A 24,850-nucleotide genomic window follows, 5' to 3' on the forward strand; every position below is an offset into this window, starting at 1 on the left:
TCGTGGCGCTCCCATGGAGAACCTGGCCCATAGTGCCTCCTTCGATTCGGAGGATAAGGATGCCCCATCAAAGCCTGATCAAACATCTAACGGACTGCGGACCGTCGGCCGGTCAGGCGAACACATGCGCCTGTCCCGACACGGTCAGCCGGACGATCTCACCGACCGTAGGCGCGTCCATGCCGGACTTGCGCAGGATCAGCGGCGTGCTGCCGATGGCGGCGGCGTCCGGCGGGTCGGGGCTGTTGAGCAATCGCACCGCGACCGTGCAGGTCGAGCCGGCGAATTCGGATTCCGTTACCTCGCCAAACAGCATGCCCGGCGTGCCCGACATGCCCTCGCGCGACGTTCGCTTCAGCCCGATCTGCTCCGGCCGCAACATGATGCGGGCCACATCGCGGCTGTCCGATGTGTCGACGGCGATGCGGCCAAGCGGCGACGTGGCGAAGCCGCCCGCTATCTTCGCCGGCAGGATGATGGCCTCGCCGAGGAACTCGGCGATCATCCTGTCCTTCGGCTTGAGATAAAGTTCGCGCGGCGTGCCGACCTGCGAGAACCGGCCGTCGCGCATCACGGCGACCTGACTGGCGAAGGACAGCGCCTCGGCCTGGTCGTGCGTCACCAGGATGGTGGTGATGCCGGCGGCTTCGAGCAGTTCCGCCACGGCCTTGCGCATGGAGGCGCGCAGGCCGGTGTCGAGCGCCGAGAACGGTTCGTCGAGCAACATCAGCCGCGGCTTCATCGCCATGGCGCGGGCGAGCGCCACGCGTTGCTGCTGACCGCCGGAGAGTTCGTGTGGCCGGCGCTTCAGGATCGCCTTGTCCAGCCCAACGATATAGGCCAGTTCGACGATGCGTTCGGAGCGTTTGTCCAGCCTGCGGTCCATCCCGAAACCGATATTGTCGCCAATCGTCAGGTGCGGAAACAGGGCGCCGTCCTGTGCAACCAGGCCGATACCGCGGCGGTGCGCCGGAACGGCGCCGCCGCTGTCGGCCAACACCTTTCCGTCAAGCACAATGCTGCCCTGGTCGGGCGCCTCGAAACCGGCGATCAGCCGCAGCAAGGTGGTCTTGCCGCAGCCGGACGGCCCGACGATGGCCGTGCGGCTGCCGCTGGCAACGTCGAGATCGATGCCGGCAAGCGCCGCGACCGGGCCGTAATGCTTGTGCAAGCCCCTGAGTTCGAGAAAGCTCATCGTCCAGCCATCCGTTTTGACTGGACATAGAGCAGCCAGGTCAGGGGCAGCGACATCGCCACCATGATGAAGGCGTAAGGTGCTGCCGAAGCGTAGTCGATCTCGCCGCTGTAGGACCAGAACGCCATCGCCAGCGTGCGGGTGCCGTTCGGCGCCAGCATCTGGGTCGCGGTCAGCTCGTTCATGATGCCGAGCGCCACCAGCGCCATGCCGGCGGCGGCACCCGGCGCCGACAGGCGGATCGTCGTCGACCACAATGCATGGAGCGGCGGCCGCCCGAGGCTGGATGCGGCGCGCTCGAGCTCCACCGGAGCCTGGGCGATCGACGCCCGCAGGCTGATCAGGGCGCGGGGCAGGAACATCAAGGCATAGGCAATCAGGATGGTGAACAGGGTCTGATAGAGCGGCAGCGCGATGCGCACGGTGATGGTGACCAGCGCCAACGCGATCACGACCCCGGGCAGCGATCCGACGATGTAGTTGCAACCCTCCAGCAAGCGCTGCAGAGGCCCCGGCGCGCGGATCGAGATCCAGGCCATCGGCATGGCGGCAACGGTGGCGAGCAGCGCGCCGGCGAGCGCCAGGAACAGCGTCTGGCCGAGCGCCAGGCCGATCTCGTCGAGCCGCCAGACCTCGGCGCCGCCGGCGGCAAGCCAGCGGCCTATGGTGACGAACGGCACGCCGAGCGCCAAAAGCGTGGTGGCGGCAAGCAGCAGCAGGCAAGGCACGGTCGCCCGGCCGAGCGGCGCGCGCTGCTGGTGGCGCGCCGCGCCCGAACCGACGCGGGCATAGCGCTCCTCGCCGCGCACCAGCACCTCCAGCCCGAGCAGCACGAAGCAGCAGCTCACCAGCACGCCGGCAAGCATGTTCGCGGCCGGCCCGTTGAAGGTCGACTGGAACTGGTCGACGATCGCCGTGGTGAAGGTGTCGAAGCGGATGAAGACGTAAAGGCCGTATTCGGCCAACAGGTGCAGGCCGACCAGCAATGCGCCGCCACAGATGGCAAGCCTGAGCTGCGGCAGCACGACACGCCAGAACACGCGCCAGGGACCAAGGCCGAGTGCGGCGGCGGCGTCTTCGAGCGCGGGATCGAGCCGGCGCAGGGCCGCCGATACCGGCAGGTAAAGGAACGGGAAATACGCTATGACAGAGACAAGCACGCCGGCCCACAAGCCGTGCAGCCCGGGTACCATGGTGATCCAGGCATAGCTGTGCACGAAGGCGGGAATGGCGAGCGGCGCCACGCATAGCCAGGCCCACAACCGTGCGCCGGGCAGGTCGCTGCGTTCGGTCAGCCAGGCCAGCGTCACAGACAGGATGATGGCGATCGGCACGGCGAGCGCGACAAGCAGGACGGTGTTGGCCAGAAGCTCGCCGACACGCGGCCGGAAAACCAGCGCCGAGACGGTCTCCCAGCCGGTCTGCACGGCGACCCAGACGATGAATGCAAGCGGCAGCAGCGCCAACAGCGAAACGAAGATAGCGGCGGCAACGATCCATGACGCAGCGCGCCGGCGCGCCCTGCGGCGCGTCCTCGACGGCAGGCTCGGGCTTGCGATGTCGGCCGCGAACTGCATCGGCTCAGACTTCGCGCCCTTGCCGTCTGGCGGCGGCAATCGAAAGACCATGATCATGGTCGGGAATACAGCGTGTCGTCATCGACGAATGCCATCTCGAAAAAACAAAACGCTCCCGCGGAATTCCCGCGGGAGCACGGCCGGTGTCCTTATTAGGACGAACGGCAACTAAAGCAAGCCGGCCGCCGTCATCAGGTCGGTGGCCTTCTTGGAGTTCAGCGTCGCGGCATCGATCTTCGGCGCCTGCAGGTCGGCCAACGGCACCAGCTTCGGATTGGACTCTGCGCCCTTGCCGACCGCGTATTCGAAGGACGTTCCGTTCTTCAGCACGTCCTGGCCGCCCTTGCCGGTCACCCACTTCAGGAAAGCCTGGGCTTCCTTCGGATGCTTGCTCGAAGCCAGCACGCCGCCGCCAGAGGTCGAGACGAAGGCGCCCGGATCCTGGTTCTTGAAATAATGCAGCGCAACGTTCTTGCTGTTTTCGCCGGTCTTGGCCTGATCGCCGAAGTAGTAGTAGTGATAGATCACGCCGCCTTCGATTTCGCCGGCATTGACCGCCTTCATCACGGTGCTGTTGCCCTTGTAGGCGGTGAAATTCTCCTTCATCGCCTTCAGCCAGTCCGCCGTCGCGGCTTCGCCCTTGAGCTGCAGCAGCGCGCTGACGATCGCCTGGAAATCGGCGCCCGACGGCGAGGCGGCCCAGCGGCCTTTCCAGCTCGGATCGGCAAGGTCGAGCAGCGACTTGGGTAACTGGTCGGCCTTGAGCTTGGTGGTATTGTAGGCAAAGACGGTGCTGCGCGCGGCAACGCCAACCCATTTGCCGCTCGCTGCCTGATAATCCTGCGGAACCTGCGCCAGCGTGTCCGCATCGACCGGCGCGAACAGGCCGGCATTCTCGACCAGCACCATGGCCGGCGAATTCTCGGTCAGGAACACGTCGGCGGGCGAGGCGGTGCCCTCCGCGACGATCTGGTTGGAGAAATCGCTATCGCCGCCATTGCGCAACGTGACCTTGATGCCGGTTTCCTTGGTGAAGCCGTCGGCCCATTCCTTGGCGAGGCTCTCGTGCTGGGCATTATAGACGATGATGCCTGTATCCTCGGCCATCGCCTGGCCAGCGATCAGGCTGACCGCCACGGCCGCGGCGCCGGCAAGGGTGGAAAGAGCGTATTTCATGGGCATCGTCCTCGATCTCGTTGAACTGGCACGCAGCACCTACCGATACATGACAGGTGTAGTCAACATTTTTGGCCTGCTTCAATCGGCCGCTGACGGCATAGGCCCTATGCCAGGCGGACAATTCCGCGTGATGGCCGCGCGGGATCGCGGGATCGACGGTCCGGGGCCGCCGTCAACGGTCCGCGCGCCCAGCCCGCATTCGTCCGCAATCTTTCGTGACTTGCCGGTAGTTTGCCTTGGACATTATTTCGCCGGCCACGTAACAAATCAGCGCCGAGGCGCGAAGATCGGGGAGTGAACTCTTGTGAGCGGCAAGGACGAGGCCGAGCTTTCCCGGCTGATGCGAGCCGCGATCGCGGGAGATGAAAGGGCCTATGCCGACTTTCTGCACCGGACGGCCGCTCTGGTTCGCGGTTTTGCCAGGCGCAAGATCGTCAAAGGCGGGGTCGATCCCGAGGATGTCGTGCAGGAAACCTTGCTGGCCATTCATGTGAAACGGCACACCTGGCGCCAGGACGCACCTGTGCTGCCCTGGGTCTATGCCATCGCGCGCTTCAAGCTGATCGATGCGTTCCGGCGGCGCGGACGGCGCATCGAGATCGATGTAGACGATATTGCCGAAACCTTCGCCGAGCCGGAAACGGAAACCGTCAGCGAACGCGACATCAATCGGGCACTCGACGGCCTGCCGCCGGCACAGCGCTCCGTGGTGTCGTCCGTGTCGGTGGAGGGGCGCTCGATCGGCGACACGGCAGCCAAGTTCGGCATCAGCGAAACAGCGGTGCGGGTTTCCTTGCATCGCGGACTTGCAGCCATTGCCAAGCGGTTCGGGCAGGGGCGGTTTGGGCGGGAATGACATGAGGACCGAAGATCTCATCAAGGCGCTTGATGCCGACGCCCGCAGCAAGGCGATGCCGCTGCGCTCGGCCTGGTGGCTGGCTGCCGGCGGGGCCGCCGTGATCGCGGGCGCGGTTTTCATGATGACGATCGGTCCGCGCCCCGACTTCATGGCTGCCGCGCATACGATGCGCTTTCTTTCGAAGTTCCTGTTCACCATCGTGCTCGCCGCCAGCGCCTTCGCCTTCGTCAGGGCATTGTCGACACCGGGAGCATCGACAGGCAAGGCGGCGGCCTGGATGGCGGCTGCGCCCGTGCTCGTCGCGGCGGCCGTGGTGCTGGAGCTCTACGCCGTGCCCGAGGCCGACTGGGGCAGGCGGCTCGTCGGTTCCAACATGATGGTCTGCATGGGGCTCATCCCGCTGATCGGCATCGGCCCGCTGGCCATCTTCCTGTGGATGCTGCGCTATGGCGCTCCGACACGGCCGGTGCTGGCCGGCACGGCCGCGGGCCTGCTCGCCGGTGGGCTGGCGGCGACCTTCTATGCCGCGCATTGCTTTGATGATTCGCCGCTTTTCGTCGCCACCTGGTACACGATCGCGATCGCTGCGCTGGCGCTGCTAGGCGCACTCGGCGGCCGGTTTTTCGTGCGCTGGTAGCGCGACGCCCGCTCCTGCATCCCGCGCATACCGATCCTTAATCATGCCGGCAAATGTTTGCCGGCCGGCGACATCCCCGATACCCGCGACGCAACCTTTCCTTAAAACCGATCCGTCAGGATTTTCACGGGAAATGCGATTGCCCACGGGGTGGTACAAATCGTGGCAATACGAAGGATCATCGGGCCGGCGCCGCACAGACATGCGGGGTTGGCTTTGCTCGTGGGCGGGACAGCGGCAATTGCAGTATCGGTCCTGCTGTCGCGACTCAACCCCGGCGTCGAGACGCTCGAATTATGTGTGCAGGCGTCGGTCGGTGTGGCGGCCGGCGCACTTCTCCTGGCCGGCCTGTTCGCGCGCGTCATCCGCGAAAGCCGCCGTCAGATCGCCGAGAGCGAGCAGCGCTTCCGCCGTGCCATGGAGGATTCCTCGATCGGCGTCGCGATCGTCGGCCTCGACGGGCGCATTCTCGAGGCCAACCCTGTCTTCGCCGCCATGCTCGACTACAGCCGCGAAGAGATTGAGGCGCTGACGTTCATTCAGATCACGCATCCCGACGATCATCAGATCGGGCGGGAGACGATGGAGAGCCTGAAGGCCGGCAAGATCGATTCCTTTCATTTCGAGAAGCGCTATCTCAAGAAGGACGGCACGCCTGTCTGGGCCCGGCTGGCCGGTTCTGTCATTCGCGACGGGAATAGCGGCCAGCCGCTGTATCTTGTCTCGCAGATAGAGGACATCGACGCGCGCAGGCAGGCAGAGGCGCGCATCGCAGAGGCCGAAACGCGCTGGAACTTCGCGCTGGCCAGCGCCGGCCAGGGCGTCTGGGACTTCGATATGCGCAAGGGCGGCACCACCTATTCGGCGACCTGGGTCAAGATGCTGGGTTACGACGATGGCGAACTTGACGGCGACCCCGATCGTTGGCTGGCGATGATTCATCCCGACGACCGCGAGGCCGTGGCCGAGGCGGACCGTATCCATCTCGAAGGCCGCACACCGTTCTTCGAGGCCGAATTCAGGATGCGCCACAAGGACGGCCACTGGATATGGATCCTCGACCGCGGCAAGGCCATCGAGCGTGACGAAGAGGGGCGGCTGATCAGGGCGATCGGCAGCCTGACCGACATCACTCGGCGCAAACAGGCCGAAGAACGCCTTACGGTTTCGTCGGCGATGCTGGCCGACGAAAAGGAGCGCCTCAAAGTGACGCTGCAGTCGATCGGCGATGCCGTCATCTGCACCGATGCCGCGAACCGCATCACCTTCATGAATCCTGTCGCCGAAAAGCTGACCGGCGTCTCCTGCAATGATGCCCTCGGCAAGACGCTTGGCCACGTCTATTGGGCAGTCGACGAGGAGACCGGCCACAGGATCGGCGTGGCGCGGCCTGCGATCGGCGGCGAGGCAGCTGACGACCAGAACAGCCGCGCGGTCCTCGTCCGGCGCGACGAGACGCGCTGCAGCATCCGGCAGGTCGTGTCGCCGATCATGAACGAGCGCAACGAATTCTGCGGACTGGTCATCGTCTTCCAGGACTTCACCGATGCGCGCGCGCTGCAGCGCCAGCTTGCCCACGCCGCCGCGCATGATGCGCTGACCGGCCTTGCCAATCGCGCGAGTTTCATCCGCGCCATGGAAGACCTGGTCGATCAGGCCCGCAAGGATGGGATCGGACATCAGTTCATGTTCATCGATCTAGATCATTTCAAACTGGTCAACGACACAGGCGGCCACGCGGCGGGAGACGCATTGCTCAAGCGCGTTGCCGAGGCCGTGCGTGGCGTGCTTGGTCCGCAGGACATGGTCGCGCGTCTGGGCGGCGACGAATTCGCGGTCATTTTGAAGTCGGGCTCGGCCGCCGGGGCCAGGATCGCGGCGCGATCCATCATCGATGCGATACAGGGCCTCGACTTCACCTGGGAAGGCCGCTCTCATTCGATCGGCGCCAGCATCGGACTGGCTCCTATCAATCCCGATTGTGGTGCGGTCGACGAGATCATCGCCAGGGCAGACGCCGCCTGCTACGTGGCCAAGGCTGCGGGTCGCGGATGCGTGTCCATGGCGCCGGAGAACGATGCGAAGGACGACAGGGTCGAAATCGAGACGCCCAAGCCCCTGGCCGCCGCGTCGTAAACCCGCGCGGCCAGGCCGTGATCAGTCTGGCGGGTCAGCGTGTCGGAACCGGATGCTCGCCGCGATAATCGTAGAAGCCGCGACCGGTCTTGCGGCCGAGCCAGCCGGCCTCGACATATTTGACCAGCAACGGGCAGGGGCGGTACTTCGAGTCCGACAGGCCGTCATGCAGCACCTGCATGATCGATAGGCAGGTGTCCAGGCCGATGAAATCGGCCAACTGCAGCGGCCCCATCGGATGGTTGGCGCCGAGCCGCATGGCGGTGTCGATCGCATCGACCGTCCCGACGCCTTCATAAAGCGTGTAAATCGCTTCGTTGATCATCGGCAAAAGGATGCGGTTGACGATGAAGGCCGGAAAATCCTCCGAGACCGTGATCGTCTTGTCGAGCTGCTTCACATAGGTCTTCGCCGCCTCGAAGGTCTGGTCCTCGGTGGCGATGCCGCGCACCAGTTCGACCAGTTTCATCAGGGGAACCGGGTTCATGAAATGGATGCCGATGAAGCGCTCGGGGCGGTCGGTCTGCGCGGCTAACCGCGTGATCGAGATCGACGAGGTATTGGTCGCCAGTATGGCCTCGGGATTGAGCTGCGGACAAAGCTGGGCGTAGATCTTGCGCTTGACCGTCTCGTCCTCGGTCGCCGCCTCGATGACCAGGTCGGCACCGGCGAGATCGGCCATGGACGGTGCCGCCGCGATGCGCGCCATCGCCTGGTTGCGGAGCTTCTCGTCGAGCTTGCCGGACCCCACCTGGCGGGCCATGTTGCCGCTGACAGTGGCGATGCCCTTCTCGATGCGGTCGGGCGATATATCGTAGATCAGCACCTTGTAGCCCGAAAGCGCGGAGACATGGGCGATGCCGCCGCCCATCTGGCCCGCGCCGATGATGCCGATCGTTCCGATCTTGCTCATTACACCGATCCCGTCGAAAAAGGCCTTTGCGGCCTGCTTTTTGTGCGGTGCAAACTAAAAGGGCGGGGCGACTTCGTCTACCCCACCCCTCACAATTTAATACGCTTTGCGGCAGGGCGTCAAAGCGCCTTCTGCAACTCCGGCAGGACGACGAAGAGGTCGCCGACGAGGCCATAGTCGGCGACCTGGAAGATCGGCGCTTCCTCGTCCTTGTTGATGGCGACAATGACCTTGGAATCTTTCATGCCGGCAAGATGCTGGATGGCGCCGGAGATGCCGACGGCGATGTAGAGGTCGGGGGCGACGACCTTGCCGGTCTGGCCGACCTGCCAGTCGTTCGGTGCGTAACCGGCATCGACGGCAGCACGGGATGCGCCGACGGCAGCGCCGAGCTTGTCGGCGACCGGCAGGATGACCTCCTGGAACTTCTCCGAGGAGCCGAGCGCGCGGCCGCCCGAGATGATGATCTTGGCCGAGGTCAGTTCCGGACGATCGGTCTCCGACAGCTTGTTCTCGACGAAGGAGGAGAGGCCCGGATTGGCCGCAGCGCCGACGGTTTCGACAGCGGCCGAACCGCCCTCGGGCGCCGCCTGGAAGGAGGCGGTGCGCACGGTGATGACCTTTTTGGCATCGGTCGACTGTACCGTCTGGATGGCGTTGCCGGCATAGATCGGCCGCTTGAAGGTATCCGGCGAGACCACTTCGATGATCTCGGAGACCTGCGCCACGTCGAGCAAAGCGGCCACGCGCGGCGCGACGTTCTTGCCCGACGAGGTCGCCGGCGCGACGATGGTGTCATAGGAGCCGGCCAGCGACACGACGAGCGCCGCGGTCGGCTCGGCGAGACGCTCGGCAAGCTCGTCGGCTTCGGCGAGCAGCACCTTGCTCACGCCCTTCAGCTTGGCGGCGGCGTCGGCTGCGCCCTTGGCGCCCTTGCCGGCCACCAGCACATGCACGTCCGAGCCGATCTGCAGCGCGGCCGACAGCGCCTTGGCGGTTTGGTCCGAAAGGGTTGCGTTGTCGTGTTCGGCGATGAGGAGAATGGTCATTTTACCTGTTCCTTCCGATCTCAGAGCACGCCGGCTTCGTTCTTCAGCTTGTCGACCAACTCGGCGACGCTCTTGACCTTGACGCCCGCCTTGCGGCCGCCCGGCTCCTCGGTCTTGATGACCTTCAGCCGCGGCTTGACGTCGGCGCCGTAGTCGGCCGGGCTCTTCTCGTCGAGCGGCTTCTTCTTGGCCTTCATGATGTTGGGCAGCGAAGCGTAGCGCGGCTGGTTGAGGCGAAGGTCGGCGGTGACGATCGCCGGCATCTTCAGCTCAACCGTCTGCAGGCCGCCGTCGACCTCGCGGGTCACCCTGGCCTTGTCGCCCTCGAGCACCACCTTGGAAGCAAATGTGCCCTGCGCCCAGCCGAGAAGGGCCGCAAGCATCTGGCCGGTCTGGTTGGAATCATCGTCGATCGCCTGCTTGCCGAGGATGACCAGGCCGGGCTGCTCGGCCTCGACCACGCCCTTCAGCACCTTGGCGACGCCCAGCGGCTCGGTCTGCTCGTCGGTCTTGACCAGGATCGCGCGGTCGGCGCCCATGGCGAGCGCGGTGCGAAGCGTCTCCTGCGCCTGCTGCGGGCCGATCGACACGACGATGATCTCTTCGGCCTTGCCGGCTTCCTTGAGTCGGATCGCCTCTTCAACCGCGATCTCGTCAAACGGGTTCATCGCCATCTTGACGTTGGCCAATTCCACCGCCGAACCGTCAGCCTTGACGCGAACCTTCACATTCGCATCCACAACCCGCTTCACGGGCACAAGGATCTTCATTTTCCTGTCACCTCTCTTGAGATAGTTGGGGCGCGCTATACCAGCGTGAACCCCGTCAGAGTTGTCGAAAGCCGACATTCCGGATGGAAATTCTGCTCTTCAACCGCCTAAGGCGGGCGGAAACGCTTCCGTAGTTGCGGCAAACCCGCACGTCAATATGCCAGGGCATCGGGCAATTCACTCAATCGGTTCAGTCGGGGCCGGGGACACTTCGCCGACCCCAGCGTGGCGCAGGCTGCGCCGCAATCGGTTCGCGCACGGCCGGATCGACGGCGATGGCGGGCTGGTCGGCCGGTGCGACCTCTTCATCCGCCCCCGCAAAAAGCGGCACGCCGCGGCTGCGCAGCACAAGCACCAACACGGCGCCGGCGATGATGCCGCCTATGTGGCAGGCCCAGGAAATCTGGTCTTCACCACCGGCGGCGAACATGACGATCTGGAACAGCACCCACAGGAGAAGGGGGATGAAGGCCGGGATGCGCAGCGGAATGCGAGCAAAGGCCAGCACCCAGACCTTCACCCTGGGATAGAGGATCAGGTAGGCGACGACCACGCCGGCGATGGCGCCGGAGGCGCCGATCAGCGGCACCTGCGAGTCCCACGCGATGAGGCCCTGGAAGGCGGCTCCGGCGATGGCGCACAGGAGGTAGAAGATGAGATAGCGGATATGGCCGAGCGCGTCCTCGACGTTGTCGCCGAACACCCACAGGAACAGCATGTTGCCGCCAAGGTGGAAAATGTCGGCATGCAGGAATGAGTAGGTGAGATAGCTCAGGCTTTCGGGAATGACGATAAAGCGCGGGTCGAGCTCTGCCGTGTCATGCACCACGGAGGGGATAAAGCCGAGGCCGAGCACGGCGGCATTGGTGAAATTCTCGCCCCCGAGCGCGGTGGCGCAATAGACCAGCGCGTTGGCCAGGATCAGGGCGATCGTCACATATTGCAGCCTGATGTGCCGCAGCCTGTTGGTATCGTAGAGCGGGATAAACATACGTGCCTGGCCTCTCCCGCCTTGGCATAGTTCAGCGGTTCTTGCCGGGAACCCATAACACGTCGGCATTTCCATTGTCATTGACCGCCCTGGCGGCGACGAACAGGAAATCGGAGACGCGGTTGATATATTTCAGCCCGTCGCGGTTGACGTGCTCATCAGGATGCTGTGCGAGCGCCACCATCAGCCGCTCGGCCCGCCGTGCCACCGTGCGGGCGAGATGGAGCGCAGCGGCGGCCGGCGTGCCGCCGTTCAGCACGAAGGATTTGAGTGGCTGGAGGTCGTTGTTGAGGAGATCGATGTCGTGTTCGACGCGCTCGGTCTGCGCGGCAACGATGCGCAGCGGCTCGTAGCCGAGCGGCTTGCCGTCGTCGGGCACAGCCAGATCGGCGCCGAGGTCGAAGAGATCATTCTGGATGCGGGCAAGCATGGCGTCAATCGCCGGGTGGCCCGGCGCGGTGTGAACACGAGCCATGCCAATGCAGGCGTTGGCTTCGTCGACGGTGCCGTAGGCGTCTACCCTGAGATCGGACTTCAGCCGCCGCTCACCCGTGCCGAGCCCGGTGGTGCCGTTGTCGCCCGTGCGGGTGTAGATCTTGTTGAGCTTGACCACGTCGCCTCCCGAACGGCCGGTGTCCTCATTTGCGGGTGAAATACACGGCCAGCAGGATCAGCGCCAGCGCCACGGCCTGCAGCACGACGCGCGTCTGCATCAGCTTGTTGGAGGTGATGCCGGAACCGCCGCGCATCATGTTGATCAGACCTCGGACCAGCACGATCACCACGGCGACCATGACCAGGATGGCAAGGATGTTGAAGACGGATGCCATTTTGCGTTTCCAGTCCTTTTCTTGTTCAGGCGCGTTTGGCGAGCAGGCGGTGAAGCATCGATGCCGGAAGGATGCGTTTGAGCATGGCGCCGAACCTTGCCGGCACTGTTACCACATAGTGCGGGCGCGGGCGCCGCGACAGAAGTGCATGGCGAAGCGCCTTGTGGACCACTTCCGGGCCGGGCTTCAGCGCCGATTTGCTGCCGCCGGTGCGCATCCGTTCCAACTGCGCCTCATAGTCGGCGCGATGCACGGAATTCTCATGGTCGATATTCCTGAGGAACCAGGCGAGGCCATTGCTGGCGATCTTCGACTTCACCGGCCCCGGCTCGATCAGCGAGACATGCACGCCGCTGCCGGCCAACTCCTGGCGCTGACAGAGCATCAACGCCTCCAAAGCATGTTTGGATGCCGAATAGGCGCCGCGAAAGCGTACCGGCACCAGGCCAAGGATCGACGAGCAATGGACGATGCGGCCACCGCCCTGGCGGCGCATCACAGGCACGAGCCGGCGGGTCAGGTCGTGCCAGCCGAAGAAATTGGCCTCGAACTGCTCCCGCAAGGCGGCCACCGGCAGATCCTCGACCGCGCCCGCTTGCGCATAGGCGCCGTTGTTGAACAACGCATCGATCCTGCCGCCGGTCCGCTCCAGCACTGAAGCCGCCAGCGCTTCGATGGAGGCAGGTTCGCGATAGTCGAGATAGAACGCCTCGATGCCATCCTTTTCCAGGGCCGCGATGTCCTCGGGCTTGCGCGCCGTGGCGAACACCTGCCAGCCTTCCGCCTTGAGCGCCCGCGCGCAATAAGCGCCTATGCCCGACGACGCGCCGGTGACGATGATGACGCGCAACGCGCGCGCCGGCGGATTCGTCTTATGACCAAGGGTTGCCATTTGCCGCATTCCCTTCCCATATTCGCGGCGTCGAGACAATCGAAGGGGAGCGCGGTTCTTGTTGCGGAATATCGTCGCCCTGCGCCGCGTACTTTACGACGCGATCGGTCATTTCAACACCGATGACGGCTGGGCGATGGCCAGCCATTTGGCAATCACCTCGCTGATGGCGCTGTTTCCGTTCCTGATCTTCGCCACCACGCTGGCGAGCTTCCTCGGCGCGCAAGCCTTCGCCGACACGGCCGTGCATCTGGTCTTCGACACCTGGCCGGAGCAAATCGCCAAACCGATCGCGCGCGAGGTGCTGAACGTGCTCACCGTGCGACGATCGGATCTGCTCACCTACGGCGTGCTGCTGGCCGCTTATTTCGCCTCGAACGGCATCGAGGCGCTGCGCACCTCGCTCAACCGGGCCTATCGCGTCACCGAGACGCGCGGCATCATCTATCGCCGTGTGCAGAGCATCTTCTTCGTGCTGATCGCCACGGCAGGCTTCCTGGCGATCAGCGTGCTCCTGGTCTTCGCACCGTTGCTGGCGCGGCTGGCCGAGGCGCATTTCGAGTGGATAAAACCCTATACGGGCACCATCACGCTGTGGCGCTACGTCATCGCCTCGACCGTCATAGTCGGCGGTCTGTTTTCAGTGCATTACTGGCTGCCGGCCGGCAAGCGCCGTTTCGTCTCGCTGATCCCCGGCATCGTCTTCACGCTCGCCGCATGGCTGATCGGCTCGACCATTTTCGCCACCTATCTCGACCATTTCTCGTCCTATGTGACGACCTATGCCGGGCTTGCCTCGATCATGATCGCGGTGGTCTTTCTTTACATCGTGTCCGCGATTTTCATTCTCGGCGGCGAACTCAATGCAGCGATCAGCCGCTATCTCGAGGCGCGCGCGCGTGTCGGCTGAGTCGAGACCGGCCGGATCGAAGAACTGAGGAATTGAAGAACTGGAGAATTGAAGAAGAAGGAGCACACAGCGCCAGATATGTCCGCTTTTCCCTCAATTCCTCAGTTCTTCAATTCCTCCCTTGCCCGGCCGGGCAGTAGCCAGACCAACGCCCAACGTGGCAATCGCCATGCCGGCAATCTGAAGCGCGTTGAGCTGCTCGTCGAACAAGGCCCAGGCGATGACGGCCGTCACCGCCGGCACCAGATAGAACAGCGAAGCGACCTTCGACATCTCGCCGTCGCGGATCATCACCATCAGAAGGAAGATGGCGCCGATCGACAGCACCAGCACCAGCCAGGCCATGGCGAAGATCAATTCGCCGTTGATGACGACCGTGCGGGTCTCGAAGGCCAGTGAAGCCAGGATCATCACCGAAGCGCCGCCGACATATTGCCACATGGTCGCGGCGACAAGGTCGCCGCCGGAAGCAAAACGCTTCTGCCATATGGTGCCGGCGCTCATGCCGAGCACCGAGACGAGCGAGGCTGTCAGCGTGGCTGACGTCACGCCGCCGCCGAGCGCACCGAGCTTTGGCCAGAGCACGATGACAACGCCGGCCAGGCCGACCGCGAGGCCGGCCCAATGGCGTGGCAGGATCGCCTCGCCGAGAAATTTGCCGGCGAGTACCGCCGTGATCAGCGGCTGCAGGCCGACAATCAGCGCCGACAGCCCGGCGGGCATGCCCCTGTGGATAGCCCAGAAGACCGCGCCGAGATAGACGCCATGCATCAGAATGCCGGCCCCGGTGGCGTGCAATGCCTCTTCGCGGGAGGCTCTCTTGGAGCCGAGCACGACCACCAGGCCGGCGAACAACACGGCTGCCAGGACGAAGCGCGCGGCCAGGAACGTGAAAGGTTCCGCCCACGGCATGGCATAGCGGGCGCCGATGAAGCCGGTTGCCCACAAGACGACGAAAGTGGCGGGGATGAGCCGCTTGACGCTGTGCATTTTCCGGGAACCGCGCTTGATGAGAATTGAGCCGTGGCGAAGCTCTAGTCCGGTTCAAGCCGGCGCGCAAAACGAAACGATTGATCCATGCATCACCGGAATTCAACCGGCCGTGTTTTCTGCAAGCTGCCCCTTCGGCCTTCGTCTGCGTCAGAGACCGACCATCCGCCTGACATCGTGAGCCGACACGCCCGCTTCGCGCAAGACGGCAAGGCCGGTGTCCTTCAGGCTTTTCGACAGCTTGCGTCCGTCGGGTCCCAGGATCAGCCGGTGATGGAAATAGGCTGGCTGCGGCAGGCCAAGCAGTTCCTGAAGCAGCCGCTGTATCCCGGTGGCGGAATAGAGATCCTGGCCGCGCACGACATGGCTCACGCCCTGCAGCGCATCGTCGACGACGACGGCAAGATGGTAGCTGGTCGGGATTTCGCGGCGCGCCACGATGACGTCGCCCCAATCGCGCGGGCGGGCCTCGACGACGCGCGTCGCGGAGAGCGATTCGTCTGAAAATTCGTTCCATGACAAATCCTTACCGACGCGTGCCATCGCCGTATCGACATCCAGCCGCCAGGCGAAGGGAGCGCCCTCGGCAACGCGGCGCCGGCGTTCCTTCGCCGGCAGCGCCTTGTCGACGGCGGGATAGACCGGCACGCCATCGGGATCGCGCGGCCAGTCGCGCTTTTCGCTGTCGGCGATGAAAGCCCGGATTTCGCTTCTGCTCATGAAGGCGGGATAGACGAGATCCTCCCGGATCAGCCGGTCAAGCACCGTCTCATAACAGGCGAAGTGCTCGGATTGCCGTCGCACCGGCTGTTCCCAGGCAAGTCCGAGCCATTTCAGATCGGTAAAAATCCCCGCCTCGAATTCCGGCGAGCAGCGCGTAGTGTCGATATCCTCGATGCGCAGCAGCAGGCGGCCGCCGACCGCTCGCGCCAGTTTCTGGTTGAGCAGCGCCGAAAAGGCATGGCCGAGATGCAGGTCGCCATTGGGACTGGGCGCGAAACGGAATGTCAGGAGCGTCATCTCTTGAGCGGCAATCGGGTTGTGCGGCGGTTTTGCCAATTGCTACCGTGCGGCCGGTTCAGGAACAAGAAACATGCAACGTATCGCCACATTGGACGACATCGCCCGGGGGCTCGACGCGCTTTGCGCAATCGACCCGAGGCTGGAAAAGATCCGCGGCATGGCGGGCGAGGTGCCGCTACGGCTTTCCCAACCGGGATTCTCGAGCCTTGCCTCGATCATCGTCTCGCAGCAGGTGTCGCGCGCCAGCGCCGATGCGATCTTCGGCCGGCTGACGAAACTGGTCGACCCTTTGACGCCGCTGGCGATCCTTGCCGCCGGCGAGGACATGTTTCGCGAGGCGGGCCTGTCTCGACCCAAGCAACGCGGTCTCCTCGCCGCCGCCAAGGCGGTGGCGGACGGCCTCGACCTTCATCATTTGTGTTCGCTTGACGCCGGCGAGGCAATCACGACCATGACGGCCGTGCCCGGCATCGGTCCGTGGACGGCGCAGGTGTATCTGCTGTTTGCCGCAGGCCATCCCGATATCTTCCCGGCGCGCGATGTCGCGCTCCAGACCGCCGTCGGCCATGCGCTCGGCATCGACCCGCGTCCGCCGGAGAAAACACTGATCCACCTCGCCGAATCATGGAGCCCATGGAGAGGTGTCGCATCGCGGCTTTTCTGGTCCTATTATCGCGAATTGAAGGGCAGGGATGCCGCACCCCCGGCCTGAAAGCGCGAAAAAGCATCAAAATCTCGTTTTTTTGTGCCTTCGGACGCGTGACAATCCGCTTCACATCCCTGTCATGTCGGGCTTACAGTATCCGCGCCATTCAGGTTAGAGAACCAAGGAGGCCAACGACGTGACGGTTGCCGTATCTCCGGATGGGCTTCCAGCGCTGGTGCTGAATGCGGATTACCGTCCGCTCAGCTATTATCCCCTGTCGCTCTGGTCGTGGCAGGACGCCATCAAGGCGGTGTTCCTCGAACGGGTGAACATCGTCGCCGAATACGAGCACGCGGTGTCCTCGCCGACCTTCTCGATGAAGCTGCCGAGCGTCGTCAGCCTGAAGGCCTATGTGAAGCCGTCGCGGCACCCCGCCTTCACGCGCTTCAACGTCTTCCTGCGCGACCGCTTCCAGTGCCAATATTGCGGCACGCCCGACGACCTGACCTTCGATCACGTCATCCCCCGCCACCGAGGGGGTGCTACGACGTGGGAGAATGTCGTCGCCGCCTGTTCCCCCTGCAACCTCAGGAAAGGTGGCATGATGCCGGCGCATGCCAAGATGTGGCCGTTGCAGAAGCCCTACCAGCCGACGGTGCACGACCTGCACAATAATGGCCGTCTGTTCCCGCCCAACCATCTGCATGAAAGCTGGATGGATTATCTGTACTGGGATGTCGAACTCGAACCCTGAGATCGTCCGACAATTCGGGAGGCTGGCCGTCTGAAGCGATTGTCTGCGCTTCCGATGCTCACGGACCAAATGTCCGCTCCGCTTCGGTTCTCGACAATCACTCCATACGACTCAGCCTGCCGAATTCTTGAATGATCTCGCGTCGGCGCTTTCGCGCTACCTCAGTCGCGTGAAAGCGCTGCGGAAGGCGACGGCCGCGAGGACAAGGCTGGCGATGGCGTTCCAGCCGGCGAGCGACAGGCCGAGGATGCGAAGCGCGGCCTTGTCGCAGGAGGGGGGCACGAATTTGTCGAGCGCGTCGAGCACGCCTTTGCCGCCGGTGTCGACCTGGCCTGCGCCCGCGGTGCAATCGGCCGGGCCCTGCCACCAGGCCCACTCCACGCCGGCATGATAGATGCCGAGATAAAGGCCATAGAGCATCAGCAGGCCTCCGATGGCCAGCAAGCCGCGCACAGCCCATGCCGGCGCGTGCAGCGCCGATGCAAGCAGCGCCAGCAGCATCAGCGGCACGCCGATATAGTAGGGCGTGCGCTGTTCCAGGCAGAGATGGCAAGGGATATAGCCCCCAATATACTGGAAGGCGAGCGCGGAGCCGACAGTGGCGGCCATGGCTACGGCAAGGAACAGGGCCGTCATGGCCCGCTGGCGTCCGGTGTTGGCAGTCATGCTCGCAGTCATGGGGTACTCGTCCGTTGTGTTCGCCGCCGGCTCAGTCTTTGGTCCATATTGCCGCGCCGCTACGCGGCTTGGGCGACATGAATCAGAAGGCGTATTTGACCAGGATATAGAGCAAAATCAGGGCGGCCGCCGCTGCACCTGCGATCAGGCCGAGGCGCTTTTCGATGAACTCGCGGATCGGCTCGCCATAGCGGCGCAGCAGCCAGGCCAGAAGCAGAAAGCGCCCGCCGCGCGCCACGATTGCCAGCGCGATGAACAGAAAAAGATTGACGCCGATGACCCCCGACAGGATCGTCACCACCTTGATCGGCGGCAGATGGGCGGCGCCCGAGGTGATCAGCATCAGGATGATGAAGCCGATGCCCGAAGAGACGCGCAGCGCCTCGAACTCGTCATACTTGCCGTAAAATTCCAGGATCGGCTTGGCCAGCGCGTCATAGGCGTAGTGGCCGATGAACCAGCCGGCGATGCCGCCCAGCACGGAGGCGGCGGTGGCGATCAGTGCATAGCGATAGGCGCGGTCCGGCCGCGACAGCGCCATCGGCAGATAAAGCACATCGGCCGGCACCAGGAACACGGAGCTTTCGACGAAGGCGATGAAGGCCAGCCACCATTCGGCGGATTTGCGCGCCGCCAGCGACAAGGTCCAGTCGTACAGTCCGCGAAGCATCGGCTCTCCTAATGTCGTAGATGACTACCGCACGTCGCCCACATGCACGGCGTGGGCATAAGGGCAGGCATGAAACCAGGGCATGGATGAAAACAGGGGCATGCGTGACACCAAGACCCGAAGCGCGCCGCGTTCCTTCTTCCGGACGCCAAGCGCTTCGACACGACGCCTGTCTAGAAAGATTTTCCGCGCCGCACAATGGCAGTGCCCGCAGGAAACCGAAAGGTGCGGTTTGGTCGCGGCTCCGCACGCTATCGGCAACAGGCCAGTTGACGAACAGGCCTCCAACCGTATAGTCCGCGCCATCCAGGCCGCCTGGCCTGAGCCCCTATGGCGGAATTGGTAGACGCGCTCGACTCAAAATCGAGTTCCGCAAGGAGTGCTGGTTCGATCCCGGCTAGGGGCACCATTTCAGTCGCCACTTCGATGCGTCTGTCGCTGCTTTCCCGATCGGCGCTTCGGCAATGCGGTTATGGTGTTGGAGTTCGTCGTGAGCGGCCTCAGGCCGATATCGCAAGAGCGACATCCGGGAGCGGCTCGGCCGGGTGCAGGACTGCATCTTCGGCCTGTCGAATGCGGTAGCCGCTTTCGCGCTTCAGGACCTACGTTGAGCCCCCTGACCGTTCCTCGTGTGGATATATTCCGGCGTTGAGATTGCCCCTTGCATCAGTTGTCGCTTATCTACCCGGAAAGGGAGGAACTCATGCCGATTCGTCAGAAAGCGCAGGAAGCTGGCGTCTTCGATTCCTCCGAAGTGGCCCTGCTTGGCCGCGTGTTCGACAGGTTGAAGCCTGACGCCCGATCGGCCCAGGAACGTGAAGCGATTTCATCCCGCATAATTGCGAATTACATGGCCGGGATCAGGGATGAGGACGAATTGGTTTCGGCATCCAAACAGCCGCTGGGACGCTAGCGCAATTCTGGTGCAAGTCGCGTCGAAACGATTCATCGACGAGCTTCGGAATTCATCCGGCTTCAACAGGGAAATCCCGCGAAGCTGAATTCGGCGATCGTGCCGTCCTCCGATCTGGTGACCCGAACAAACAGCGCACCTGGAATGCGGGGTTGCATCGGATGCCCGGTTGCCCGTCTGGCAGCCCCCGCGGGACTTGAAGCCGCCACCTCGTGCGTGCCGATAATTCTCTCGCCGAGGATTTCCTCCACCTTGTAGCTGGTCATTTTCCCCTTTGGGCGACGATCTTGACTATCGACAGAAGGAGCCCGGCCTGCTTTTGGCGGTAGGTTCGGCACTTGGCGAGCAGGCCGGGCTATGCTCCGGCCGTCAGGTACCTTGGTGGAGGGCTTAGCCGGTGCGAAGGCAGACTGTCTCCTTCTCCTCGGACCCGCAATTGGGACTGAAGTCCGAAGCATCGACGCATTGGTCCTAAACCCTGAACATAAGCTGCCGTTCCTCATTGGCGTGGAAGCCGTCGAGTAAAGTCCCTTCATCGACGGTCCGTGGACGCCCGCCGTTGCTGCGAGCGGCGGGTGTCCGACCCGGGGGAGAAAACATGCAGCTTGGCGAGATCATCGCGAACACCTTCGCCGTCCTGCTGCTGATTTGTTTTCTCGCGATCGTGTTCTTCCTGTTTGGAAAGCCGCTGTGGCCGGACCACTATGCTCGTATGTCCATTATTCTCCCGGTCGACGCGATGACCACGGCTTCGGTAAGGCGGGCCGCCGCGCATCCTCACCTGCCGGACACTTTCGACATGGCCCAGGCTCGCCCAAGGCCGTCCCCGTAGGCTCCGTGGCGGGCTTTTATGGGGCCAGGATTCTGGCGCGGCCGCTTTCTTATTGGCGGCTTCCCGTTGAGTGCCCGCTGGTTCCGGCAAGCGGATTTCTTGCATTCAGCGCCTGTTCCTCGCGATCCGCGCGCCACCGCCGAAAGCGTCGGGGAAGGAAGAGGACAAGCCACTCAAGTCGGGCCCGGCCAGCCGTTTCAAGTTCCTGAAGAGCAATGAAGATTAACCTCACACTCGCTGCCGGATTTCGTGAGATGGACCAAAGTCCCAGACTTCTGTCCCAAAGGTCTTATGTTACCACTTAAGTTCCGTGAATGTCCTTTATATGTTCGAATGAATTAGCTAATTCTGATGTCCGCCACGCGGAAAAGCACTGAAGAAAAATGGATGTGCCGTCGGCAAGCGACAGGAATTATACCCAAAATCGCATCACCTTTGTAACGCTTTGTTGAAAAATTGCGACTGTTGCTCAAGTAGCCGCTGGTGAATAAACGCTATCAATACAGTGACTGTTTGTCCCATGAAGCAACCAAACACTCAGGTTTGAAGCAAGCATCCACGCATCCGGAAGATGCGAGCGCGTCTATCGTCTCTTGAGCAGGCTCTTCATCCGGTTGCGCAACAGGCGGGCCATGTTGCGGGTCTCCCGATAGAGATGCAGTTGCGAGGCCGCCTGGCGGGCGAGGCGGTCGGCGTCCGGCGTCAGGCCGATCACCAGCGTGCCCATCGGCTTGCGCTCGGTCCACAGCCTGCTCATCACCGGATGGTCGGGCACGGCACAGGAATCGGTCATCATGATGTTGGGGTCGTCGAGATGCTGCCTGGTCACCTCGATCATCAGCAGCGTGCCTGGCGAATAGCCGGCCAGCGTTTCGTCGTAGGCCGTCTTCCAGGTGTAAGCGACGCCGGCTTCGACGAAGACGATCAGGCACGCAATGGTGCGGCCGTCGAGCGTCAGCGAATGGATGCGGCACAGGTCCTGTTCGGCCAGCCTGTGCACGGCCTCGCGGGCGAAGGCGGCGCGGTAGCGGTCGATCGCCATGGCCGTGCGCTCGCGGCCCTTCCAGCCGGCCGCCTCCAGCGTCAGGAAGCTCTCGATGGCGTGACGGATCTCGTCGGGGCCGCGCGCCACGACATGTTCAAGCTTGCCGAGGTCGCCCAGCCGCCGCTTGAGGCGGCGGAACTCGCGGTAATGGTGCGCGCGCAGCGAAGCCTTCAGATAGTCCTCGGCGTCGCGTTCGCTCTCGAGCAGCGGACGCTGGGCGTGACCGGTGGTGACCAGCATCAGGCCACGCGTCTCGGCCACCGTGGCAACCAGGCTCGCCACCGCGCCGTCGAGCCTGATGTCGGGCAGGACGAACACTTTCGGCAGCTTCAGATGCGGGCGCGACAGCATCGAGAAGAAATCCTCGACGACGCCGACCGGATCGTCGCGGTCGACCAGCGGAGTGCCGAGCGGGCCGAACGGGCTCGACCATGTGCGCATGACCGGAACCCCGAGCGGCACCACCGGCCGCTCGACCGAGAACGGCACCAGAAGGCGTAGCCGGTTGCGGTATTCATCGCCGTCACGAATGACGGCCAGCCGCACCTCGCGGTCTTCCAGCCGGGGCATTGCGGGCGCCAGGAAACGCGGGTTGAAGAAGATGTTGGGCTCGATGGTGCGGGCGCACAGATAATCCAGCTCCTCGACGAGGTCGAACCCGGCCGACGCCGGATAGATGGCCAGTTTCCGCTCGGGCCGGTTGTTGGCGAGGATCTCGATATGGGCCGGGTCGGTGTCGCGCCCCAGTCCGGCAAGGCCGGACACCATGGCGCCGGCGGGGCCGCCGCTGGTTTCCTCGAGCAAGGGGATGGCGGCCATCACGCGGCTCCTTTGGCTGGCACGAAGATCGCCATGACGATGCCGAGCTTGCGCCAGACCGTGAAAGACAGCGCACCGGCCTCGAAAATCATGGCGAAGGCGGTGGCCATGGCGGCGCCCCACAGGCCGAAAAGCGGGATCAGCACCACGTTGAGGCCAATGTTGAAGGCCAGCGTCATGGCATAGACGGCGGCGCAGACATTCTGGTTGCCGCTCATGGTGAGCAGGCTTTCGCACGGGCCGACGGCGGCGCGCGCCACGACGCCGAAGACGAGCAGGAACAGAAGCGGATAACCCGATGTGAATTCGGGGCCGAACAGCATCAGCATCGGTTTGCCAAGCGCCAGCACCAGCAGCGCCATGGCGAGCGATGGCCAGAAGGTCCACGACACCGTCTCGCGGGCAAAGGCGGCAAGCTTTGCCGGCTCGCCATGGGTGAACTGGGCATAGCGTTGTGCGACGCCTGCCTTGACGGCGAAGTAGACGAAATGCACCAGCGCCAGTGTCTTGACCGTGGCGAAATAGACGGCGACGTCGTTGGGGTCCATATAGGCGCCGACCATCAGCACGTCGGCATTGGTGAGCAGGAAAAAGAAGCTTTCGACCAGGAAGATCGGCAGCGAGACGATGAACCATTGTGCGAAATGCACCTTCATCGGCCCGGCCGGAATCTGCCTTTCCATGCGCCGGGTGACGCCGATAAGCTGGGCGAGCGTGGTGACATAAGTGGCGGCGATCGAGGCGAAGATCGCGGTCTTCGCGTCGGGCGCGTAGCCGGCGAAAAGCATCAGCGCCATGAACAGCAGGATCAGCACAGGCCGTATCAGATAGGTCGGCGCCAGGGCGAACAGCGCCCAGCTGTTCGCCCTGGCTTGGCCTTGCAGCAGATCCGACAGCGCTATCATCGGCAGGCAGATGACGCCGAGGATGAACGGCACGACATAGTAGTTTTCGGTCCATGACGAGGCGAGCCACACGCCGAGCGCGCCGACCCCGGCGATGACGGTCGAAGCGATCAGCACGAACAGGCGGCTGGCCACGACGATGCCGCGCAACTCGTCGATCAGGCCGCGCTCGCGGTATTCGGGAATGAAGCGGATGACCGAGGTGTGGAAGCCGAGGCAGGCGAGATTGCCGACGATGACCATCGTCACCCAGACAAGGACGAAGATGCCGTATTCGAACGAGCCCATCCAGCGTGCCATCAGCACCTGGCTGACGAAGGCGATGACAGCGCTGACGATGCGGATGGAGAAGGCGATGACCGACATGCGGCCGGCCTCGCCGCGCTCGTCGGCGGTGAACAGCACGGCGTCGACGCGGCCAAGCAACGGCTCCACGCGCAGCGCCAAACGCTGCGGCAAGAACCGCCCGGCTGTCGTGGCCGCGGAAAAGCGCACCCCGATTGTTCTCCGTTTTCCGCTTCTTTTCAGGCTTTGGTGTAGCGGAGACACCTTAAGAAAGGGTGGTTGGGAGAGGCATGCACAATGGCAGCGGGGCGAGCAAGGACGACCGGTGTGGGTTCCATGCCGCAAGCAGGAGACAGGCGATCTGTCGCTCCAACTTCCAGCCAAGCCTAAGAGCGGCGGGCTTTGCCGTGAGTTGCGACATAGTCGATCTCGGAACGGCTGATGCCGATGTCTTTCAGCATGAAATCGGGCATGGCCTCCAAGTGACGCCGCTCATGTCGGAGGCGCCGTCCGCGCGCCAGCCAAGCGAGGATGGCCATCAGCCGCCATGGTGGGGTGCGCAGCCTTGCCAGGAAGATAGCGATCTCGGTCATGACCTCCCCTCGCGACACGTGAAAGGCCTGCCGGCACTGTTCCGGCAGGCGGTGCCGTCAGTCGGCCTTTTTCATGGCGTCGCATGAGACATTCGGGTTCATGTCGGCGAAGGCGCCGGTCGGGTTCTGCTTCCAGGCCCAGACATGAAGTTCGTAGAAGGGGCCGAGGCCATAGCGGTTGGGGGCGCTGTCGAAGTTGAACAGCTGGCCTTCGAGCGACGCCGGACCCTTCGCGGTGATATATTCGACGGCCACCAGCTTCAGTGTGCCATCGGCCATCGGCTCGTACATCACGGCTTCCGGCTTGGCGAGGTCGACGGCATCGTCCTTAAGGTAGGCGCTGTTGACGTAGTGAATGCCCATCGCGCCGCCGGTGATGCCGCTGGCGCAGGGAATCGGTGCATAGCCCTCGGCGGTGGCCGCCGCGACATTCACGAAGCGGCCGTTGGCCGCCCGCACCTCGGCGGCCAGCCGATTGCCACTCTCCGCAGATGCGGCAGAGGCGGCGATCGCCATAGTGGACAGCGCGGCAAAGCGCCAGAAATTGGCGTTCATTTTATCCTCCATTGTTGTTGGTGACGCGCAGGCGGCAGGACCGGCCAGCAAGGCCCTGCTGCCATGCCTGCGCGTTGGATTGGCAATTGCGGGACGGGGTCCGATCCGTCCCTCTCTAACAGGGCGGCGGTCTCATTGATGCCACCACCAGTATTCCCAGTAGTCCCGCCGCATCTCGTGCTCCGGCAGACCGACGTCCCGCCT

The 24,850-nt window shown here is 63.7% G+C and carries 28 protein-coding genes and 1 tRNA gene; 10 read left to right on the forward strand and 19 right to left on the reverse strand.

Features of this window, described 5'->3' with window-relative positions; all coding sequences use genetic code 11:
- Window positions 1-112: 112 nt before the first annotated feature.
- From LB566_RS28815 to LB566_RS28825, 3 genes are all read right to left on the reverse strand, one after another.
- On the reverse strand, window positions 113-1,195 hold the full coding sequence (locus LB566_RS28815; RefSeq protein ID WP_224629390.1) for an ABC transporter ATP-binding protein: 1,083 nt from the start codon (window positions 1,193-1,195) through the stop codon (window positions 113-115).
- On the reverse strand, window positions 1,192-2,823 hold the full coding sequence (locus tag LB566_RS28820) for an ABC transporter permease (protein WP_224629392.1): 1,632 nt from the start codon (window positions 2,821-2,823) through the stop codon (window positions 1,192-1,194). Before LB566_RS28820 ends, LB566_RS28815 begins: the two co-directional genes overlap by 4 nt.
- A 117-nt stretch (window positions 2,824-2,940) precedes the next feature.
- On the reverse strand, window positions 2,941-3,948 hold the full coding sequence (locus LB566_RS28825; protein ID WP_140553251.1) for an iron ABC transporter substrate-binding protein: 1,008 nt from the start codon (window positions 3,946-3,948) through the stop codon (window positions 2,941-2,943).
- Here LB566_RS28825 and LB566_RS28830 point away from each other — a divergent pair.
- The 4 genes from LB566_RS28830 (at window position 3,947) to LB566_RS28845 (ending at window position 7,583) form a co-directional block, all read left to right on the forward strand.
- Window positions 3,947-4,249 carry a hypothetical protein gene (locus LB566_RS28830; RefSeq protein ID WP_224629394.1) on the forward strand — a complete coding sequence of 101 codons (303 nt, stop codon included), beginning with the start codon at window positions 3,947-3,949 and terminating at the stop codon, window positions 4,247-4,249. The genes LB566_RS28825 and LB566_RS28830 overlap by 2 nt on opposite strands.
- 6 nt (window positions 4,250-4,255) lie before the next feature.
- Window positions 4,256-4,807, forward strand: a complete 552-nt coding sequence (locus LB566_RS28835; RefSeq protein WP_140513867.1) for a sigma-70 family RNA polymerase sigma factor — start codon at window positions 4,256-4,258, stop codon at window positions 4,805-4,807.
- A 1-nt stretch (window position 4,808) separates the two neighbouring features.
- A complete protein-coding gene (locus tag LB566_RS28840) occupies window positions 4,809-5,447 on the forward strand; it encodes an NrsF family protein (protein WP_140553249.1) in 639 nt (212 codons plus the stop codon).
- Between the two features lie 210 nt (window positions 5,448-5,657).
- Complete coding sequence (locus tag LB566_RS28845) at window positions 5,658-7,583, forward strand: PAS domain S-box protein (RefSeq protein WP_224629396.1); 1,926 nt, start codon at window positions 5,658-5,660, stop codon at window positions 7,581-7,583.
- A gap of 34 nt (window positions 7,584-7,617) precedes the next feature.
- On the opposite strand, the gene LB566_RS28850 is transcribed toward LB566_RS28845, so the two are convergent.
- From LB566_RS28850 to LB566_RS28880, 7 genes are all read right to left on the reverse strand, one after another.
- On the reverse strand, window positions 7,618-8,496 hold the full coding sequence (locus LB566_RS28850) for a 3-hydroxybutyryl-CoA dehydrogenase (RefSeq protein WP_224629397.1): 879 nt from the start codon (window positions 8,494-8,496) through the stop codon (window positions 7,618-7,620).
- 119 nt (window positions 8,497-8,615) lie between these two features.
- Complete coding sequence (locus LB566_RS28855; protein WP_224629398.1) at window positions 8,616-9,545, reverse strand: electron transfer flavoprotein subunit alpha/FixB family protein; 930 nt, start codon at window positions 9,543-9,545, stop codon at window positions 8,616-8,618.
- Between the two features lie 20 nt (window positions 9,546-9,565).
- Entirely contained in the window at window positions 9,566-10,315 is a 750-nt protein-coding gene (locus LB566_RS28860; protein ID WP_140640286.1) for an electron transfer flavoprotein subunit beta/FixA family protein, read from the reverse strand.
- Between the two features lie 190 nt (window positions 10,316-10,505).
- Window positions 10,506-11,306, reverse strand: coding sequence for a rhomboid family intramembrane serine protease (locus LB566_RS28865; protein WP_224629399.1), 801 nt, complete (start codon window positions 11,304-11,306; stop codon window positions 10,506-10,508).
- Window positions 11,307-11,337: 31 nt separating this feature from the next.
- The gene (locus tag LB566_RS28870; RefSeq protein WP_224629400.1) at window positions 11,338-11,919 is read right to left on the reverse strand and encodes a cob(I)yrinic acid a,c-diamide adenosyltransferase; all 582 of its coding nucleotides are present in this window, start codon (window positions 11,917-11,919) and stop codon (window positions 11,338-11,340) included.
- Window positions 11,920-11,944: 25 nt separating this feature from the next.
- Window positions 11,945-12,136, reverse strand: coding sequence for a twin transmembrane helix small protein (locus LB566_RS28875; RefSeq protein ID WP_140553239.1), 192 nt, complete (start codon window positions 12,134-12,136; stop codon window positions 11,945-11,947).
- A 25-nt stretch (window positions 12,137-12,161) separates the two neighbouring features.
- Window positions 12,162-13,028 (reverse strand): SDR family oxidoreductase, encoded by an 867-nt coding sequence (locus tag LB566_RS28880; protein ID WP_224629402.1) that lies wholly within the window; start codon window positions 13,026-13,028, stop codon window positions 12,162-12,164.
- Between the two features lie 58 nt (window positions 13,029-13,086).
- Here LB566_RS28880 and LB566_RS28885 point away from each other — a divergent pair, with 58 nt between their 5' ends.
- Window positions 13,087-13,938 (forward strand): YihY/virulence factor BrkB family protein, encoded by an 852-nt coding sequence (locus LB566_RS28885; protein WP_140500876.1) that lies wholly within the window; start codon window positions 13,087-13,089, stop codon window positions 13,936-13,938.
- A gap of 93 nt (window positions 13,939-14,031) precedes the next feature.
- Here LB566_RS28885 and LB566_RS28890 read toward each other — a convergent pair whose 3' ends face one another.
- Both LB566_RS28890 and gluQRS read right to left on the reverse strand, forming a co-directional pair.
- Complete coding sequence (locus LB566_RS28890) at window positions 14,032-14,928, reverse strand: DMT family transporter (RefSeq protein ID WP_224629404.1); 897 nt, start codon at window positions 14,926-14,928, stop codon at window positions 14,032-14,034.
- Window positions 14,929-15,078: 150 nt separating this feature from the next.
- Entirely contained in the window at window positions 15,079-15,948 is an 870-nt protein-coding gene (gluQRS, locus tag LB566_RS28895; RefSeq protein ID WP_224629407.1) for a tRNA glutamyl-Q(34) synthetase GluQRS, read from the reverse strand.
- 73 nt (window positions 15,949-16,021) lie between these two features.
- On the opposite strand from gluQRS, the gene LB566_RS28900 reads away from it, so the two are divergent.
- Together LB566_RS28900 and LB566_RS28905 are read left to right on the forward strand one after the other, a co-directional pair.
- Complete coding sequence (locus LB566_RS28900; RefSeq protein WP_224629411.1) at window positions 16,022-16,663, forward strand: DNA-3-methyladenine glycosylase family protein; 642 nt, start codon at window positions 16,022-16,024, stop codon at window positions 16,661-16,663.
- A gap of 130 nt (window positions 16,664-16,793) precedes the next feature.
- Window positions 16,794-17,351 carry an HNH endonuclease gene (locus LB566_RS28905; protein WP_023677956.1) on the forward strand — a complete coding sequence of 186 codons (558 nt, stop codon included), beginning with the start codon at window positions 16,794-16,796 and terminating at the stop codon, window positions 17,349-17,351.
- A 156-nt stretch (window positions 17,352-17,507) separates the two neighbouring features.
- On the opposite strand, the gene LB566_RS28910 is transcribed toward LB566_RS28905, so the two are convergent.
- The gene (locus tag LB566_RS28910; protein ID WP_224629412.1) at window positions 17,508-18,029 is read right to left on the reverse strand and encodes a disulfide bond formation protein B; all 522 of its coding nucleotides are present in this window, start codon (window positions 18,027-18,029) and stop codon (window positions 17,508-17,510) included.
- An 82-nt stretch (window positions 18,030-18,111) separates the two neighbouring features.
- The gene (locus LB566_RS28915) at window positions 18,112-18,699 is read right to left on the reverse strand and encodes a YqaA family protein (RefSeq protein WP_224629413.1); all 588 of its coding nucleotides are present in this window, start codon (window positions 18,697-18,699) and stop codon (window positions 18,112-18,114) included.
- 324 nt (window positions 18,700-19,023) lie between these two features.
- Between LB566_RS28915 and LB566_RS28920 the strand changes: the two genes are divergently transcribed.
- Window positions 19,024-19,108 (forward strand) — tRNA-Leu (locus LB566_RS28920).
- 294 nt (window positions 19,109-19,402) lie between these two features.
- Window positions 19,403-19,612: a hypothetical protein gene (locus LB566_RS28925; RefSeq protein ID WP_140553353.1), complete on the forward strand. Its 210-nt coding sequence runs from the start codon at window positions 19,403-19,405 to the stop codon at window positions 19,610-19,612.
- A gap of 62 nt (window positions 19,613-19,674) precedes the next feature.
- On the opposite strand, the gene LB566_RS28930 is transcribed toward LB566_RS28925, so the two are convergent.
- Window positions 19,675-19,878 (reverse strand): hypothetical protein, encoded by a 204-nt coding sequence (locus tag LB566_RS28930; RefSeq protein ID WP_224629414.1) that lies wholly within the window; start codon window positions 19,876-19,878, stop codon window positions 19,675-19,677.
- A 332-nt stretch (window positions 19,879-20,210) separates the two neighbouring features.
- Here LB566_RS28930 and LB566_RS28935 point away from each other — a divergent pair, with 332 nt between their 5' ends.
- On the forward strand, window positions 20,211-20,444 hold the full coding sequence (locus LB566_RS28935) for a polymerase (RefSeq protein WP_224629415.1): 234 nt from the start codon (window positions 20,211-20,213) through the stop codon (window positions 20,442-20,444).
- 583 nt (window positions 20,445-21,027) lie between these two features.
- Here LB566_RS28935 and LB566_RS28940 read toward each other — a convergent pair.
- The 4 genes from LB566_RS28940 to LB566_RS28955 form a co-directional block, all read right to left on the reverse strand.
- Entirely contained in the window at window positions 21,028-22,308 is a 1,281-nt protein-coding gene (locus tag LB566_RS28940) for a GNAT family N-acetyltransferase (protein ID WP_140553222.1), read from the reverse strand.
- The gene (locus tag LB566_RS28945; RefSeq protein WP_224629416.1) at window positions 22,308-23,708 is read right to left on the reverse strand and encodes a lipopolysaccharide biosynthesis protein; all 1,401 of its coding nucleotides are present in this window, start codon (window positions 23,706-23,708) and stop codon (window positions 22,308-22,310) included. The genes LB566_RS28940 and LB566_RS28945 overlap by 1 nt, the downstream gene beginning before the upstream one ends.
- Before the next feature lie 176 nt (window positions 23,709-23,884).
- Window positions 23,885-24,091 carry a DUF1127 domain-containing protein gene (locus LB566_RS28950; RefSeq protein WP_224629417.1) on the reverse strand — a complete coding sequence of 69 codons (207 nt, stop codon included), beginning with the start codon at window positions 24,089-24,091 and terminating at the stop codon, window positions 23,885-23,887.
- Window positions 24,092-24,148: 57 nt separating this feature from the next.
- Entirely contained in the window at window positions 24,149-24,646 is a 498-nt protein-coding gene (locus LB566_RS28955; RefSeq protein WP_224629467.1) for a hypothetical protein, read from the reverse strand.
- Window positions 24,647-24,850 lie beyond the last annotated feature (204 nt).

It is taken from the genome of Mesorhizobium sp. CA13 (assembly GCF_020165235.1).
GTDB lineage: Bacteria > Pseudomonadota > Alphaproteobacteria > Rhizobiales > Rhizobiaceae > Mesorhizobium.